Source organism: Brevundimonas sp. TSRC1-1, from assembly GCF_049898245.1.
GTDB classification, from domain to species: Bacteria; Pseudomonadota; Alphaproteobacteria; order Caulobacterales; family Caulobacteraceae; genus Brevundimonas; species Brevundimonas mediterranea_A.
The window spans coordinates 324,436-338,919 of record NZ_JAFCXI010000003.1 but is presented as its reverse complement, the minus strand read 5'-3'; the positions used below and the strand labels follow the sequence as shown (position 1 = coordinate 338,919).

Below are 14,484 nucleotides of genomic sequence, written 5' to 3'. Positions count from 1 at the left end.
CTCAAATCCATTTCAAGGAGGCCGCCATGTCGCGCCCCACCGAACCCTCACGTCGCGATCTCTACAGCCGCATCACCAACCAGATCATCGCCCAGCTCGAAGCCGGCGTCCGGCCCTGGACCCAGCCTTGGAAAGCCGGCGCCTCCGTCAGCCGCCCCCTGCGTCATGACGGGACGCCCTATAACGGCATCAACGTCGTTCTGCTCTGGGCCGAAGCCGCCGATCGCGGCTACAGCCGATCCACCTGGATGACGTTCCGGCAGGCGCTGGCGCTCGGCGCTCACGTCCGAAAAGGCGAACACGGCGCGATGGTGGTCTACGCCAGCCAGATCGTCCGAGACGGCGAAGATCAAACCGGCGACGAGGTCGAGCGACGCATCCCCTTCCTCAAGGCCTACACAGTCTTCAACGTCGATCAGATCGAAGACCTGCCGGATCGCTACGGCGCGTCGGAAACGCTCATCATCAATCCGGACGAACGGATCGCCCGCATCGACGCCTTCTTTGAAAACTGCGGCGCGGAGGTCCGTCACGGCGGCGGCTGCGCCTACTACGCGCCCGGTCCGGACTATGTGCAGATGCCGCCGTTCGAATGCTTCGAGAGCGCTGACGGCTACTATAGCACGCTGGGGCACGAGATGACGCACTGGACGCGGCATGCCACACGCCTTGATAGGGACTTCGGACGCCAGCGCTTCGGCGATCCGGCCTATGCGCGCGAGGAACTGGTCGCTGAGCTGGGCGCCGCCTTCCTCTGCGCAGATCTTGGCCTGACCCTCGAACCGCGGGAGGACCATGCGGCCTATATCGCCAACTGGCTTCAGGTTCTGAAAGACGACAAGCGCTTCATCGTCTCGGCGGCGTCTCACGCTCAAAAAGCCGTCGATCACCTGCGCGGACTGCAGTGCTGATCGCCAGGCGGGCCGGCCAACGGCCGGCCCGTCTGCTCAGAAGTCGAGGAAGAGCGCGGCCTTGTGACGATCCGCAAGGCTGACGATCGTATGGGTGAACGCCGCGTTCTCCGCGTAACTGGCCTCGAGAAGGCGGATTAGGCGCTCACGGTTTCGCGCCTGTGCCCGCGACAGGTTAGCCTTCAGGTCCAGGACGTCCTCCGCCGTACTCTCCGATACCCAGCTGAAGAAACGTCCCAGCAGGCCGACCAGAACATCCGAAATCTGAACCCCCGGCTCGTCGTGCGAGCGCAGAACAAAACGGTAGTTGCAGAACGGCGCCCCTTGGTCGGTCAAGGTTAGAGCGGCGAGTTCGTTGGAGACGACGTCCTCGGCGTCGAAGATGTGGCTGGCGTTCTTCAGGATGCAGATCCGCTCGAGGAAGAAATCCCTGAAGCCGTCGATCAGAACCCGCGGCGTCCCACCCTCGATGAAGGGCAACGGGTTGTGGCGCCCCATCTGAAGGAGACCCCGGAGCATCTGATAGCTGAACGGATCGAGGTCATCGGAGTAGTCGCTCGCGAACTCGATCAGCGCGGTCATGAAGGCGTGGCGGTTCTCCGGAAGAAGGTCGGGGTAGTCGAACCGCGCCATCAGAGCTGCGGTCCGAGAGCGGTCGGCTCGGAGTACGGTTGAGAGATCCGACTTCAGGGTCTCGTCGAAGCCGCCGGGCATCTCGCCGGCGGCCAGCACCGAGTCCACGACATCAACGACAGACCAGTAAAAGGGATCGAGCGCGAGGTAGTGGACCAGGAGTTCTTCCTCGAGCGCCCACTCGAGAAACACTTCCAGCTTCCGCGCACCCAATACGGTCGGAAAGTCGCCCTTGCCGAACAGCGCGAACTTGAGCTCCTCGGCGTTGGGGTGAATCCGCGCGCGTTCTCGCAATCGACCCAGGTCGACCGGCGTCGCATCCCGCCGCGCGAACCCGCCGAGCACCCAGCAGTTCAGGACCGGCACGTTGAAGGCGTTGGTCTCCAGATGCAGTCGCCGGATGTTGTTGGTTTCGTCGTAGTGAAGGACGTAGGCGACGTCCGCCCGATGGAGGTCGTTTCGGACGATGGAGGGAAGCCGCATCGCGTTGACGTCGATGGGCTCTCGTTCAGCCGGTTCTGTCGGGTGCATGGTCAGCCCTCTGCGCAGTTCGGCAAGGCTCCGGTACGCCTTCTGATGGGATGATTCTCGCTTGGCTCGGCAGGTCTTTGCGAAGTCCGCAGCCGGATGCGCTCGCGTTCCGCCGTTGGGCCTCGGGGCGTGTTCAACCTGGCGGAATCAACGGGGGAACGCGAGCGACCCGCCAGGCTGGGGCGCCCGAAAGGGCGGCGGGCGAGCGGACGTGAACGGCCGCCGAGGGGAGGGCGGGCAGCACCGGAGCTCTACGGGGCGAGGGGGATGACGGTCTAGGGCAGGATAGGCTTTGCGCCGGCAATGTCTGACAAAGCTCTCGACTGATGGACCGCCTCACCCTTCGCCTCTCGCCCGATCTGGCCCGCCGTTTCGACGCCGTAGCGGCGGGACGTGGCGGCCGGTCGAGATTTCTGCGCAGCCTCATGGAAGGCGCCGCGCAGGCGTCTCTTCCCGGGCTCGAGATTCCGCCGCCCGGGGGCAAGTCGGGCAAGCTGACCCTTCGTCTGGGCGAGATGGACCTGGCCCTGCTGGAGACGGAGGCGGCGAGCGTGGGCCTGTCGCGCACCCAATGGTCCGCGGCGTTGATCCGCCGGCGCCTTCACGGCAGGCCCCAGTTCGCCCGGCCGGAGGCCTTGGCCTTCATAGAGGTCCAGCGCGAACTCCGGCGGATTGGCGTCAACGTCAACCAGATCGCCCGCGCCCTGAACACGGCGGTGATGGAAGGGACGGTGCTTGACTTGGAGACGGCGCAGCTGGCGGCCTTCGCCGACGAAATCCGGGCCCATATAACGGGTCTGCGCGAGGCCTTCGACGGCAACCTCATTTACTGGTCGGCCACGGCGTGACGGATTTCCGGACGCCGTTCGGGTTCGAGGAGGCCTTGCGTCCGCCCGTCGATCTTCGCCGTGCGCGGATCACCGCCGCCTTGCTGGGCGGGCCCACCGCCGGGCCGGCGCCGGGAACGCGCGCGCGGCTGATGCGGGTCGTGCGCCGGACGCCGGAGGCGATGGTCAAGATCACGGGCCGGACGCGTGACGGGGGTCACCTGCTGCGTCACCTCGACTACATCTCGCGCAACGGCAAGCTCGTCCTTGAGGGGGCGGACGGCGAACGGCTGGAGGGTCGGGCCGCGGTCCGGACGCTGGCGGAGGACTGGACGGCGGAGCTCTCCGTCGATCCGAGGCAGCGACGGGATTCGCCGGTCTCCCTGTCGATCGTGTTGAGCATGCCGGCGGGGACCGACCCCTTCCGGGTGCAGGACGCGGCCCGCGCCTTCGCCGACCAGACCTTCGGCGGCCGCCATCCCTATGTGTTCGCACTCCACACCGACGACCGTCACCCTCATGTGCATCTGACCGTGCGGGCGCTGGGGCGGGACGGCGAACGGCTGAACCCGCGCAAGGCCGATCTGCAGGTCTGGCGGGACAGGTTCGCAGGGGCGCTTCGGGCGAGGGGCGTTGAAGCCGAGGCGACCCCGCGTCGAGCGCGGGGCGTGGTCAGGAAGGCCGAGCGCCTCCCCGTGCGCAAACTGCGCGAGCGGTTCGTCGCGGGGACGGGCGAAATCCCCACGGTGCTGGCGAGCGCCTATCGCGAGGCCGCAAGACAGGACGGTCGTGGCGCGGCCTGGCTCGAACCGATCTGGGACCGGCAGCTGGCGGTCCGACGCGCCTTTGTCGCCGAAGCGCTCAGGCTGGCCCGGTCCGGCCGCGCCGAGGACCAGGCACTGGGCCGCCGGATCGAGCAGTTCGTGCGCGACATGCCGCCCGTCCAGACCCAAGGACAACAGATCGAGCGTCAGCTTGAGCAGGCGCGGCTCGGGAAGGACCCCGCCCGTCCTCCGACCGGGCCGCCCGATCGATCGGCGGGGCGTCGACGCTAAGCGTCAACGGCTACAGATCGGGCCGGGTTGAAAGGGGTCACGAGGAAGCAGCAGGTTTCGAGCCGCGTCGCGTCTTCGTCGGAGCGGGACCCGGCGCCGCGTGTGGGGCGGCCAGGTCGGTGAGGATCGGACAGTCCGGCCGGTCGTCGCCGGCGCAGCAACGTGCCAGGTCGCGCAGGGTGTCGGCCATGGCGGACATCTCGGCGATCCGGGCGTCGAGGTCGGCGACATGTTTTTCGGCGATGGCCTTCACGTCCCGGCTGGGGCGCTCCCGGTCGCGCCAGAGCGACAGCAGGTGGGTGATCTCCTCGACAGAAAAGCCCAGGTTTCGCGCCCGGCGGATAAACCTCAACTCGTTCACGTCCCGGTCCGAGAAGTCCCGGTAGTTGCTCTCGGTCCGGTCCGCGGGCCGGATCAGGCCGACGGATTCGTAGTAGCGGATCATCTTGCTCGATACGCCCGTCGCCCTGGAGGCCTGGCCGATGTTCATGGATGGGCTCCTTCGAAGCGGGTCTTGAAGCCGCGCAGACGCAGCGCGTTGGTCAGGACGCTGACGCTGGACAGGGCCATGGCGCCGGCGGCCAGCATGGGTGACAGCAGCCAGCCGAACAGCGGGAACAGCAGACCCGCCGCGACCGGGATCAGCACGACGTTGTAGCCGAACGCCCAGACCAGGTTCTGGCGGATGTTGCGCATCGTGGCGCGCGACAGGGCGATGGCGTTTACCGCTCCACGGAGGTCGCCTCCGGTCAGGACCACATCCGCGCTCTCGATGGCGACGTCCGTGCCGCCGCCGACGGCGAGCCCGACATCGGCCGCCGCCAGAGCCGGGGCGTCATTGACGCCGTCGCCAACGAAGGCGACGCGTCGTCCGCCGGCCTGAAGGGCGCGGACGGCCTCGACCTTGCCGTCCGGCAGAACCTCGGCGCGCACCTCGTCGATGCCCAGGCGTCGGGCCACGGCCTCGGCGGTCCGGCGGTTGTCGCCGGTGACCATCGCCACCTTGAGCCCCAGCGCGTGGATCGCGGCGATGGCGGCGGGCGTGGTCGGCTTGATGGGGTCGGCGACGGCGATGATGGCGGCGAGGCGGCCGTCGATGGCCGCATAGAGGGGGCTCTTGCCTTCTTCGCCGAGCCGCTCGGCCTGATCGGCGAAAGCGGACAGGTCGTGGCCGAGACCTCGCATCAGGCGGTCGGCACCGACCTGAACCGAGCGGCCGGCGACCCGGCCTTCAGCGCCGAAACCGGGGCGCGACGAGAAGGTTTCGAGTTCCGGCACGGGCAGTCCCCGTGTCTCGGCGGCCTGGATGATGGCACGGGCGATGGGGTGCTCCGAACGGGTCTCCAGCGCGGCGACCAGACTCAACACCTCGTCCTCGGCGAAGCCCTCGGCGACGGTGAGGTCGGTCAGTTTCGGCCGCCCTTCGGTCAGCGTGCCCGTCTTGTCGAAAGCGACGACTTCGACGCCCTGGAGCGCTTGAAGCGCCTCGCCTTTGCGGAACAGGATACCGAGTTCTGCGGCGCGGCCGGTCCCGACCATGATCGAGGTCGGCGTCGCCAACCCCATGGCGCAGGGGCAGGCGATGATCAGCACCGCGACCGCGTTGACGAGGGCGAAGCCGAGCGCCGGCTGCGGGCCGAACACCAGCCAGACTCCGAAGGTCAGCACAGCGATGGCGATGACGGCCGGAACGAACCAGCCGGTGACCTTATCGACCAGCGCCTGGATCGGTAGCTTCGCCCCCTGCGCCGTCTCGACCATGCGAACGATCTGGGCCAGCACGGTCTCGGACCCCACCTTCTCGGCGCGGAAGCGGAAGGCGCCGGTGGTGTTGATCGTGCCGCCGACGACCTTGGTGCCCTCGATCTTCTCGACAGGAATTGGCTCGCCGGTCAGCATGGACTCATCGACGAACGAGGCTCCCGACAGCACCGAGCCATCGACCGGAATGCGTTCGCCCGGCCGGACGACGATCACGTCGCCGGGCGTGACCTGATCGATCGGCAGTTCAATCTCCGATCCATCCCGCTCCACGCGCGCCGTCTTGGCCTGAAGCGTCATCAGGCGGCGAATGGCTTGGCTGGTCTGGCCCTTCGCGCGCGCTTCGAACCAGCGGCCGACCAGGATCAGGGTGACGATCACCGCCGCCGCCTCGAAATAGACGTTCGCCGTGCCGGCGGGCAGCCACTGCGGCGTGAAGGTGGCGACGGTGGAGAAGGCCCAGGCGGCGGTGGCGCCCAGCACGACCAGCGAATTCATGTCCGGCGTCAGCCTGACGAGGTTCGGCACGCCTTTCCGATAGAAGCGCAGACCCGGCACGAAGAGCACGAAGGTCGCCAGCAGGAAGCTGATGATCCGCCAGGGCGTCATGCCGATGGAGTCCATCAGCCAGCCGTGGGCGCCGGGAATGAAATGCAGCCCCATCTCGATGACGAACAACGGCAGGGTGGCCGCGCCCGCGATGGCGACGGCGCGGCCGAGACCGCGGATTTCGGCGGCGCGCAAGGCCTGTTCGCGATCCTCGCTGGTCGCGTCCGGCGCGGACGCCGCCTCGGCGGTGTAGCCCGCCTTGGCCACGGCTTCTGTCAGAGCGCGGGCATCTGCGGCGCCTTCCAGCACCCGGACGGTGGCGCGCTCGGTGGCCAGGTTGACGCTGGCGTCCACAACGCCGGGGGCGGCCTTCAGGGCGCGTTCCACCCGGCCGACGCAGCTGGCGCAGGTCATGCCGCTGATCTTCAGCTCGAGGGTGTGTTCGATCGGCTCGTAGCCGGCGGAGCGGATCGCCTGGGTCACCGCCTGCGCGGAGCCAGCGTCGTCCAGTTCCACCCGCGCGCGTTCGGCGGCGAGGTTCACCATGGCGCTCTTCACGCCGGGCGCGGCGCGGATCGCCTTTTCGACTCGCCCGACGCAGCTGGCGCAGGTCATGCCGAGCACGGGGATGTCGAGGGTTCGCAGGGTTGTGGCGGTCATAGGGACGGTCTCCAAATCGAAGTCCCGCCCTTGATGAAGGTTCCAGTCATGGGAGGGTCAAGCGCCTTTTTGGAACGGCGTGCGCGCAAGGCTGTTGGTTGGACTTCACCGATGGAGAGCCAAGATGTCGATCACCCTTAAGCCGGGCCTTGCCGGCGTCGCCCTGTCTGCACTGCTGATGGCCTGTACGCCGGCCGAGAACGCCGAAACGGCGGCGGACAGCGGGACCGAGACGGCTGCGACCTCAGAGATGCCGGGCGGCATGGCGGGCGAACCAATGGCCGGTCCGCAGACGCCCTTCAGTCCGTCCGAGAACAAGATGCACCAAGGCATGATGCAGGCCGCCGGGTCGGATGTTCAGGAGACCTACGCCCTGAAGATGATCGAGCATCATCGCGGCGCGATTGAGATGTCCCAGGTCGTGCTGCGTGAAAACCCCGACCCCGCCCTGCGCCGCATGGCCGAGAAGACCATCGCGGACCAGGGCCGGGAGATCCCGATGTTGGAGGAATGGGTCACAGCTCACCGCGCCGGCGGGGCGGGCGACATGCCGGCCCCAGCCCAACCCGCGAGCTGATCGTCCCTGTGAAACGCGCGGGATCGGCGCCTCCCGCGCGTATTTGCATGGGGGCGGCCCGACCTGAGGCTCGGGGCCCCTGGAGGAAACGACATGCACGGCCACAGCTACCGGAACTTGGCGCTCGAGCTGATCCTCGATTTCATCATCATGTATCTGGTGATGTACACGATGATCGCGACGCTGGATCATTTCTACTTCAACCTGAACAACGTCTACATGACGCTGATGATGGTCGCGCCGATGACCGTCCTCATGCTCGTGTTGATGCGCTCCATGTATCAGAACAAGCGCGTCAACTGGATGATTGGTCTCGGGGCCGTTGTGGTCTTCGCCGCCAGCTTCTACGCCATGCGCACTCAGGCGGCGATTGGCGACAAGGAGCTGATCCGGGGCATGATCCCCCATCACTCCGGCGCGATCCTGATGTGCGAGCAGGCCTCGCTCACGGACCCCGAAATCGTCCCGCTCTGCGGAGAGATCGTCGAGGCGCAGAAGCGTGAGATCAATCAGATGCAGTCGATACTGGACCGGCTCTGAACGCGCGTGTCCTAAGGTCTTCTGCTATGCCGCGCGTTGCGAATTGTCCCGTTAGCGGAGATCGTCGGTGAACCGTCGCATGAAGACCCTGGCTGCATGGGCGCGTGGGATCAAACGCGATGTCACCGCCCTCTGGTTTGCGGCGAGAGACAAGCGGACGCCTTTGGCGGCCAAGCTGATCGCCGGTGCGGTCGCGGCCTACGCGCTCAGCCCGATCGATCTGATTCCGGACTTCATTCCGGTGCTTGGCTACCTGGACGATCTAATCATCGTGCCCCTCGGCATAGCAGCGGCGATACGGCTCATACCGGATCCCCTGATGGCGGAGTTTCGCCGTTTGGCCTCTGATCAAGCCGCTCGACCCCGGAGTCTCGCCGCCGCGGGCGTCATCGCCGCACTGTGGGTCGCCGCCGCGGCGGCGTGTGGGTGGGCTCTCCAGAACCTGTTCCTCTGAATTGCCCCGATCGCTGCCTCGAAGGCGTCGCGGTCCGTGAAGCCAATTGCGCTCATTCAGTGGTGATGGGCGTGGACCACGGCATGGCCCTTGCCCCGCGAGATCAGCCAACGATTGACGGGGAAGGCGGCGGCGCCTGCGATCAGGAGCGCGGCTCCGAGGCTGCCCCAGAACAGCGGCGAGTCCACATGGGCGTCCATCGCCCCGGGGATGACCAGCATGATGGCGTTATCGACGATCTCCATGATGGCGATCGAGACCGTGTCGGCCGCCAAAGCCAGCTTCAGAACCGCCCCGAACGCCAGACCCGCCCGCAACAGCGGGACCATAGTGAAGGCGTAGCCAAAGACGAAGGCCAGCCCCACGGCAAGGCCGATGGTCGACAGGGCGCTCCATCCGAGCGCCGTTCCGATGATCATTCCCAGCACTTCGCCGACGGCGCAGCCCGAAAGGCAATGCAGCGTCGCGGTGAAGGCTAGGCGGTTCAATGAAACGCCATGGGCGCGCGCCTGCTCGTCGGGCGCGGCATCTTGCGCTTGGGGGTCGTGATTATGGTTCATCATGTCGCTCCTGCCGTTCCTTCTGCACCTTCCCAGCATGGCAAGGTCAAGCATGCCGTTCGCCCCTTGACCTTGCCATGCTGGGAAACCCCACCTGCCTCATCGTCGATCGACAAAGGAGATGACGATGATCGAGTTGAAGGTTGAACGGATGACCTGCGGCGGCTGCGCCGCGACCGTGAGGGCCGCCGTGCTGGAGGTGGCGCCCACGGCCCGGATGGAGATCGAGGTCGCTACGGGGACGTTGCGGGTGGAAGGCGACGCCGACGAGGGCCGCGTCCGGGCGGCGATCGAGCAAGCCGGCTACGGCGTCGCCTGAACGAGTGTCGCGGCCGGTCCTTGGATCGGCCGCGATCGTCCTTCATGAGGGGAGCGCCCGTGAGGCGCGTAAAGAAGCAGAAGGCCGGGATCGGCCAACGTCTGGAGACTGAGTATGCGTCACTTCAATCCCGCGCCGTTCATCGCCGTGGCGGCGGCCGTGGCCTTCGCCGCTGGACCGGCGGCGGCCCACGCCAGGCTGGTCAGCGCGACGCCGGCGCCCAACGCGACCGTGGCCGCGACGCGGACGGTCACCCTGACCTTCAGCGAGCGCACGGTGCCCGCCTTTTCCGGCTTCGACGTCGTCAATGCGGCGGGGGAGAAGGTCGCGATCCGAACCTCGGTCGCCGAGGACGGCAAGACCCTGACGGGTGCCCTGACCCGCCCGCTGGCTGCCGGCGCCTACCGCGTCGACTGGCGCATCGCGTCGAGCGACGGCCACCGCATGACGGGGTCCTACACCTTCTCGGTGCGCTGACGCCGTGCTCGAGGTCGCGGTCATTGTGCTCCGCTGGCTTCAATACAGCGGTGCCGTGGTCCTTCTCGGCATGCCGCTGTTCCTGCTCTTCAGCTTCAGGGGCGCTGACGGCCCGAACCTCGCCTGGACGCGTCCGACGTTGATCGTCGCGGCGTTCGTCGTCGCGCTCGCGTCGCTCGCCGCGCTGGTGGCCCAGACCGCCGTCATGGCCGGGTCGCTGAACGAAGCGGTCAAACCCGCGTCTCTGTCCTTCATGATCACCGGCACGGCCCTGGGCGTGGCCATGGTCGTTCGGGCGGTCATCGCCGTTCTCAGCCTTGTCATGGTCATCGCGATGAAACCGAGTCGGATGCTCTGGGGCCTGACGGCGTCGGCAGGCTTGATCGTGGCCGGGAGCTTCGCCTGGACCGGTCATGGCGCGGCCACCGAAGGCCCCGGCGGGCTTCTCCATCTCGGCGCAGACATCGTTCACGCGATCGCCGCCGCGTTGTGGCTGGGAGCCTTGGCGGCCCTGACGATCCTGCTGGTGCGCCGGGCCGCGCCGGACGATATCGTGATCCATCGCGCCCTGCACGGCTTCGCCGGCCTGGGGACGCTGGCCGTCGCCCTGCTGGTGCTGACCGGTCTCGTGAACAGTTGGTTCCTTGTCGGCCCTGCGCGCGTCGGAGACCTGGGAACCGGCCTCTACGGCCAGCTTCTGATCGCCAAACTCATCCTGTTCGGACTGATGCTCGCGCTTGCGGCCAGCAACCGGTTTCGGTTGACCCCGGCGCTGGGCTCGGCCGTTCAGGCGGGCGAACCATCCGCCGCCGCTATGCGCGATCTGAGGCGAAGCCTGCTGCTCGAAACGGGATTAGGCCTGGCGCTCCTGGCTGTCGTCGCGGCTATGGGAACCCTACCGCCCCCGGCGTCTCTGTGACGGTTGTCGGCGATTCCGGGCCAACCTTGGGAAGATTGTCGCTCTCCGGCGTGTTCGAGGTATGATCAGGACGATGTCGTTCCTGCGCCATGATCTTTTCCCGCTGACGGCTGCGCTCCTCGCGGCGCTGGCGGTTTTGTTCGTGTCTACCGCTTCGATAGCGTGCGAAGCCCCGGTCGATCAGGACATGATGTCCATGTCGATGAACGACGACGGCGCCCCGTGCCAGCCGAAGGCCGTAAAGGTCGCGTGCCAGAAGGCCTGTCTGGTCTTCTGCCAAAGCCTCATCCCGCAAGGCGGCGGTTCAACGCCCGCGCGCAGCTATTCGTCCGTCCGCTATCCATCGCTCGATGCGCGACACGCCGACTTCAGCCTCGAGGCGGACGACCCTCCTCCACGAACTTGATCCTGTTCTGAAGACCAACTTCGTTCAAATCAAACAGAGATCAAAACCATGAAACGCACTCTCACCATTGCAACCCTGGTGCTGCTGGCTTCCGGTTCCGCCGCCTTCGCGGCTGCGCCGGACGCCGTGGCCCAGGCCGTATGCGCGTGCTGCGACGCCATCGCGGCGTGCGCAGAAGCCTGCACCTGCTGCTGATCGCTTGATCAGGGACGCCCGCCTGCGAGGGCGGGCGTCTTGGCTTCCGGATTCCCCAGGGAGAACCAGTTGGTCTTCTGCTCAGGATCCTGGAACCGTTAACCGGGCGCGCGCGACGACCAGTGAATGTGGTGGATGCGCCAGCCCTCGGCGTGCCGCTTCAGCACCATGGTCTCGGTGGTCAGGCGATCCACGGTGCGGCCGTTGAACCGGCCCGTCGTGCGGCCCTCGCTGGTGACCCAGGCGACATCGCCGTCGGCCCAGCCCGACCGCCGGGCCACGGTCGCCTCCGACGCGGCGGCGAAGGCGGCGTCCGAACCCAGGTGATGGGACGCGTATTCCTCGCGCGACCGCTCCGCGCCGCCTTCTTCGAAGATCATCACGTCCGGCGCCAGAAACGTCAGAGCGGCGGCCGTGTCGCCGGCCTTGAGCGCGGCGTGGAAGGCGTCGACGGCGGTGGCCGCGTCCGCTGCTTCAGCGGCGACCGAGCCCGCGGCGTGGTCGGGGCCGTGGGCGTGGTCCTGGGCGAAGGCGGGCGTCGCGGAAAGCACGGCGAACGACAGGGCGAGGACAAGGGATGTGCGGGACATTGCAGGCTCCGGTTTGTGGGTGATCTGAATGGGCTGAGCGCGGTGTGTCAGGTCGGCTGGTTGTGGCGAGCGAACACGCGGGTCGCGCCCGACCGAAGCACCAGCAGAGTGTCGTAAGGCTCTTTGTGCCCCTGCGGTGTCTCCATGCCGGGAGAACCGAGCGGCATGGCCGGCACGGCGATACCGATCGCTGTCGGTCGCTCAGCCAGCAGGCGGATGACGTCCTGGGCGGGCACATGACCTTCGACCAGATAACCATCGATCAACCCGGTGTGACAGGACGCCAGCGCGTCCGGCAGTCCTCGACTGCTCCGGACCGACTGGAGGCTCGGAAGAACCGTGATGGTGGCGCTGAAGCCCGCCTGGCGCATGTGCGCGATCCAGGCGTCGCAGCAGGCGCACGTTGGCGTCTTGAAGACCGTCAGGTTCCTCGACCGCGGCGTCTGCGCGCACGCGGTTCCGCCTATGCCGATGAAAACGGCCGCGCCCAGCAGCAGGCGACGGTTCAGGTTGGCGGGGTTCAAAAGGGTTCTCCCTGATCGCTGTGAACGGATCGTCTGGCTTCGACAGGGTCGGCGCGCTGCGGCGCCATCCGTTCCCGGAGCCAGCGGCGGCCCGGCTGCTCGACGAAGACATGGATGGCGGCGGCGGCGGCGAGCGTCAACACCAGCAGGGCGGTCAGCTCGCCCACCCCCATCCGGTAGTCGCCGGGCCAACCGGCGAACGCCTGCGCCGCGTTGCGCCACACCATCAGGATGGGGATGTGGACGAGATAGAGGGCGAACGAGGCCTCGCCCACAAACAAGGCGACGGGGTGGGACAGGAAAGTCCGACCAGGGGCCTTGGCCAACAACGCGAGCGCCAGAATGAAGGGGCCAGCCGCCGCCACGATGATGCGGTCGTCGGCGCCGATCTGCATGAGACCAAGCAGCGCAGCCGTGGTTCCCCAGGCGCCCATGACGGCCACGCGCGGCGAAGGGGTCCAGCGTTGGCCGAGGTAGTAGAGACCTATGCCGTAGAGGAATTCCGGGGCGATGCGCAGGATGCCCAGACTGTCCTCGGCCCGAGGCAGAACCCGTCCGAACTGGGCGCGGTAAAAGGCGTCGAGCGCCACGAACAGCATCATCGCGAGCGCGATCAGGACCCACGGTCTGGCCCGCAGATGCAGCGCAAGGGCGGCGTAGGCGGGGAAGGCCAGATAGGCGAACCACTCCGCGGACAGCGACCAGGCCGGTCCGTTCCACAAGGCCAGGGTCTCGCGCGGAAACCACGCCTGGACCAGCAGCAGGGTGCCGGCGAAGTCGGGGGAATTGAACCGGCCCGGCTCTAGGCCGACCCCGAACAGGGGGGCGATGAGCACGAGTCCCAGCATGGCCAGGAGAATGAACAGGTGAGCGGGATAGATCCGCGCGAACCGCGCCGCCAGGAACCGCCTGTAGTGCGGCGCCTCGTCCCCCTGCAGATAGACGTGCGTCAGGATGAAGCCCGACAGGATGAAAAAGACGTCCACACCCAGCCGGGCCCGGTTCAACAGGCCGGCGCTCTCCGCCGGCAAGGTCCAGTAGAGCTGGAAGTGAAACAGCACGACGCCGAGCGCGAGGAAGAACCGCACGCCGGTGAGCGGATCGAGCACGTCCGGAAAGGGGACCCGCTGGGGGCCTGACCTGTCGCTCACATCGATCCCCCACGGACGACGCGGCTGTCCCGGTCGTTCTCTGGTATCTACGCGGGCGCCGGCCCGTCCCCTCATGAGGGGAAACTGAAGCCCGCGCGTATGGCAGAGGGGGCGTGACGCAGGTGCGCGATGACTGACGATATGGAAAGACTGATCGGAGCGGTCGCGCCGGGCGACACCGCGCGGCTCGCCGGCGTCGAAGACGCGGTCTGGGCGCGTATCGGTGAGCGCAGGGACCGTACCCGCATGGGTCAGGTCCGGGTCGCCGCCGTGGCCCTGGCGCTGGTGATCGGCGTCGCCAACGGCGGCCTGATGCTCCTGGCGCCTCGGCCCGAGCCATCGGAAATGCGGATCTTCACGGTGTCGGCCGGCCTGTCGCCGCTCTCCGGCCTGGATGTCCGGGGATGAGGGCGGGCTGGAAATCCATCGTCCTCACCGCGATCCTCGCCGCGCTCGCCAGCGGTGCGGCGACCTGGGCGAGCGCGACCTGGGTCATGCGGGAGAGGCAGCCGCCCAGCCTGCACAGCGTCGTCCATGAACAACTCGATCTGAGCGCGGAGCAGGATCGTCGGCTCGACGTCATCGAAGCCCGCTTCGCCGCTCAGCGACCCGCGCTGGAGGCCGAGGTCCGGGCCGCCAATCGCGAACTGGCCGCCGCCATCGCCGCCAGCGACGGCGACACGCCGCAGGTCCAGGCGGCGGTTGATCATTTCCACGCGGCCATGGGCGATCTCCAGAAGGCCACCATCACCCATGTCTTCGAGATGCGATCCGTGCTGACCCCGGCCCAGGCCGAGGTGTTCGACGCGGCGGTCGTCGACGCCCTGCGCGACGACGCCGGCTAA

General features: G+C 67.5%; 20 protein-coding genes. 13 read left to right on the top strand and 7 right to left on the bottom strand.

Annotation, left to right across the window (positions count from 1 at the left end):
- The first annotated feature begins 26 nt into the window (after positions 1-26).
- On the top strand, positions 27-911 hold the full coding sequence (locus ACP7CK_RS11620) for an ArdC family protein (RefSeq protein WP_419756249.1): 885 nt from the start codon (positions 27-29) through the stop codon (positions 909-911).
- A 36-nt stretch (positions 912-947) separates the two neighbouring features.
- Here ACP7CK_RS11620 and ACP7CK_RS11615 read toward each other — a convergent pair whose 3' ends face one another.
- Positions 948-2,075, bottom strand: coding sequence for a hypothetical protein (locus ACP7CK_RS11615; RefSeq protein ID WP_419756248.1), 1,128 nt, complete (start codon positions 2,073-2,075; stop codon positions 948-950).
- Between the two features lie 326 nt (positions 2,076-2,401).
- Between ACP7CK_RS11615 and mobC the strand changes: the two genes are divergently transcribed.
- Both mobC and ACP7CK_RS11605 read left to right on the top strand, forming a co-directional pair.
- Complete coding sequence (gene mobC, locus ACP7CK_RS11610) at positions 2,402-2,923, top strand: plasmid mobilization relaxosome protein MobC (protein WP_426026087.1); 522 nt, start codon at positions 2,402-2,404, stop codon at positions 2,921-2,923.
- Complete coding sequence (locus tag ACP7CK_RS11605) at positions 2,920-3,957, top strand: relaxase/mobilization nuclease domain-containing protein (RefSeq protein WP_426026086.1); 1,038 nt, start codon at positions 2,920-2,922, stop codon at positions 3,955-3,957. Before mobC ends, ACP7CK_RS11605 begins: the two co-directional genes overlap by 4 nt.
- A 37-nt stretch (positions 3,958-3,994) precedes the next feature.
- Here ACP7CK_RS11605 and cueR read toward each other — a convergent pair whose 3' ends face one another.
- Both cueR and ACP7CK_RS11595 read right to left on the bottom strand, forming a co-directional pair.
- Positions 3,995-4,447, bottom strand: coding sequence for a Cu(I)-responsive transcriptional regulator (gene cueR, locus ACP7CK_RS11600; protein ID WP_426026085.1), 453 nt, complete (start codon positions 4,445-4,447; stop codon positions 3,995-3,997).
- Positions 4,444-6,927, bottom strand: coding sequence for a heavy metal translocating P-type ATPase (locus tag ACP7CK_RS11595; protein ID WP_426026084.1), 2,484 nt, complete (start codon positions 6,925-6,927; stop codon positions 4,444-4,446). The genes cueR and ACP7CK_RS11595 overlap by 4 nt, the downstream gene beginning before the upstream one ends.
- A 124-nt stretch (positions 6,928-7,051) precedes the next feature.
- Here ACP7CK_RS11595 and ACP7CK_RS11590 point away from each other — a divergent pair, with 124 nt between their 5' ends.
- From ACP7CK_RS11590 to ACP7CK_RS11580, 3 genes are all read left to right on the top strand, one after another.
- Positions 7,052-7,504: a DUF305 domain-containing protein gene (locus ACP7CK_RS11590; RefSeq protein WP_426026083.1), complete on the top strand. Its 453-nt coding sequence runs from the start codon at positions 7,052-7,054 to the stop codon at positions 7,502-7,504.
- A 93-nt stretch (positions 7,505-7,597) separates the two neighbouring features.
- A complete protein-coding gene (locus ACP7CK_RS11585) occupies positions 7,598-8,044 on the top strand; it encodes a DUF305 domain-containing protein (RefSeq protein WP_426026082.1) in 447 nt (148 codons plus the stop codon).
- 79 nt (positions 8,045-8,123) lie between these two features.
- On the top strand, positions 8,124-8,498 hold the full coding sequence (locus ACP7CK_RS11580; RefSeq protein ID WP_426026081.1) for a YkvA family protein: 375 nt from the start codon (positions 8,124-8,126) through the stop codon (positions 8,496-8,498).
- A gap of 56 nt (positions 8,499-8,554) precedes the next feature.
- Here ACP7CK_RS11580 and ACP7CK_RS11575 read toward each other — a convergent pair whose 3' ends face one another.
- Positions 8,555-8,986, bottom strand: coding sequence for a DUF4396 domain-containing protein (locus tag ACP7CK_RS11575; protein ID WP_426026080.1), 432 nt, complete (start codon positions 8,984-8,986; stop codon positions 8,555-8,557).
- Between the two features lie 199 nt (positions 8,987-9,185).
- Between ACP7CK_RS11575 and ACP7CK_RS11570 the strand changes: the two genes are divergently transcribed.
- The 5 genes from ACP7CK_RS11570 to ACP7CK_RS11550 all read left to right on the top strand — a co-directional run bounded on the left by ACP7CK_RS11570 (position 9,186) and on the right by ACP7CK_RS11550 (position 11,374).
- Positions 9,186-9,377, top strand: coding sequence for a heavy-metal-associated domain-containing protein (locus ACP7CK_RS11570; protein WP_426026079.1), 192 nt, complete (start codon positions 9,186-9,188; stop codon positions 9,375-9,377).
- 114 nt (positions 9,378-9,491) lie between these two features.
- Positions 9,492-9,854: a copper homeostasis periplasmic binding protein CopC gene (copC, locus tag ACP7CK_RS11565; RefSeq protein ID WP_426026078.1), complete on the top strand. Its 363-nt coding sequence runs from the start codon at positions 9,492-9,494 to the stop codon at positions 9,852-9,854.
- Between the two features lie 4 nt (positions 9,855-9,858).
- Positions 9,859-10,773, top strand: a complete 915-nt coding sequence (gene copD / locus ACP7CK_RS11560) for a copper homeostasis membrane protein CopD (RefSeq protein WP_426026077.1) — start codon at positions 9,859-9,861, stop codon at positions 10,771-10,773.
- A gap of 73 nt (positions 10,774-10,846) precedes the next feature.
- Positions 10,847-11,179, top strand: a complete 333-nt coding sequence (locus tag ACP7CK_RS11555; RefSeq protein ID WP_426026076.1) for a hypothetical protein — start codon at positions 10,847-10,849, stop codon at positions 11,177-11,179.
- A 48-nt stretch (positions 11,180-11,227) separates the two neighbouring features.
- Complete coding sequence (locus ACP7CK_RS11550; RefSeq protein WP_426026075.1) at positions 11,228-11,374, top strand: hypothetical protein; 147 nt, start codon at positions 11,228-11,230, stop codon at positions 11,372-11,374.
- A 98-nt stretch (positions 11,375-11,472) separates the two neighbouring features.
- Here the strand turns inward: ACP7CK_RS11550 and ACP7CK_RS11545 are convergent, their stop codons facing one another.
- From ACP7CK_RS11545 to ACP7CK_RS11535, 3 genes are read right to left on the bottom strand one after another with little or no spacing between them, the layout of a single operon-like run.
- Positions 11,473-11,964: a YybH family protein gene (locus ACP7CK_RS11545; RefSeq protein WP_426026074.1), complete on the bottom strand. Its 492-nt coding sequence runs from the start codon at positions 11,962-11,964 to the stop codon at positions 11,473-11,475.
- 47 nt (positions 11,965-12,011) lie between these two features.
- Positions 12,012-12,488: a DUF411 domain-containing protein gene (locus tag ACP7CK_RS11540; RefSeq protein WP_426026073.1), complete on the bottom strand. Its 477-nt coding sequence runs from the start codon at positions 12,486-12,488 to the stop codon at positions 12,012-12,014.
- Positions 12,485-13,639, bottom strand: coding sequence for an acyltransferase family protein (locus ACP7CK_RS11535; RefSeq protein WP_426026072.1), 1,155 nt, complete (start codon positions 13,637-13,639; stop codon positions 12,485-12,487). Before ACP7CK_RS11535 ends, ACP7CK_RS11540 begins: the two co-directional genes overlap by 4 nt.
- A gap of 129 nt (positions 13,640-13,768) precedes the next feature.
- On the opposite strand from ACP7CK_RS11535, the gene ACP7CK_RS11530 reads away from it, so the two are divergent.
- Both ACP7CK_RS11530 and ACP7CK_RS11525 read left to right on the top strand, forming a co-directional pair.
- The gene (locus ACP7CK_RS11530; RefSeq protein ID WP_426026071.1) at positions 13,769-14,047 is read left to right on the top strand and encodes a hypothetical protein; all 279 of its coding nucleotides are present in this window, start codon (positions 13,769-13,771) and stop codon (positions 14,045-14,047) included.
- The gene (locus tag ACP7CK_RS11525; RefSeq protein WP_426026070.1) at positions 14,044-14,484 is read left to right on the top strand and encodes a Spy/CpxP family protein refolding chaperone; all 441 of its coding nucleotides are present in this window, start codon (positions 14,044-14,046) and stop codon (positions 14,482-14,484) included. The genes ACP7CK_RS11530 and ACP7CK_RS11525 overlap by 4 nt, the downstream gene beginning before the upstream one ends.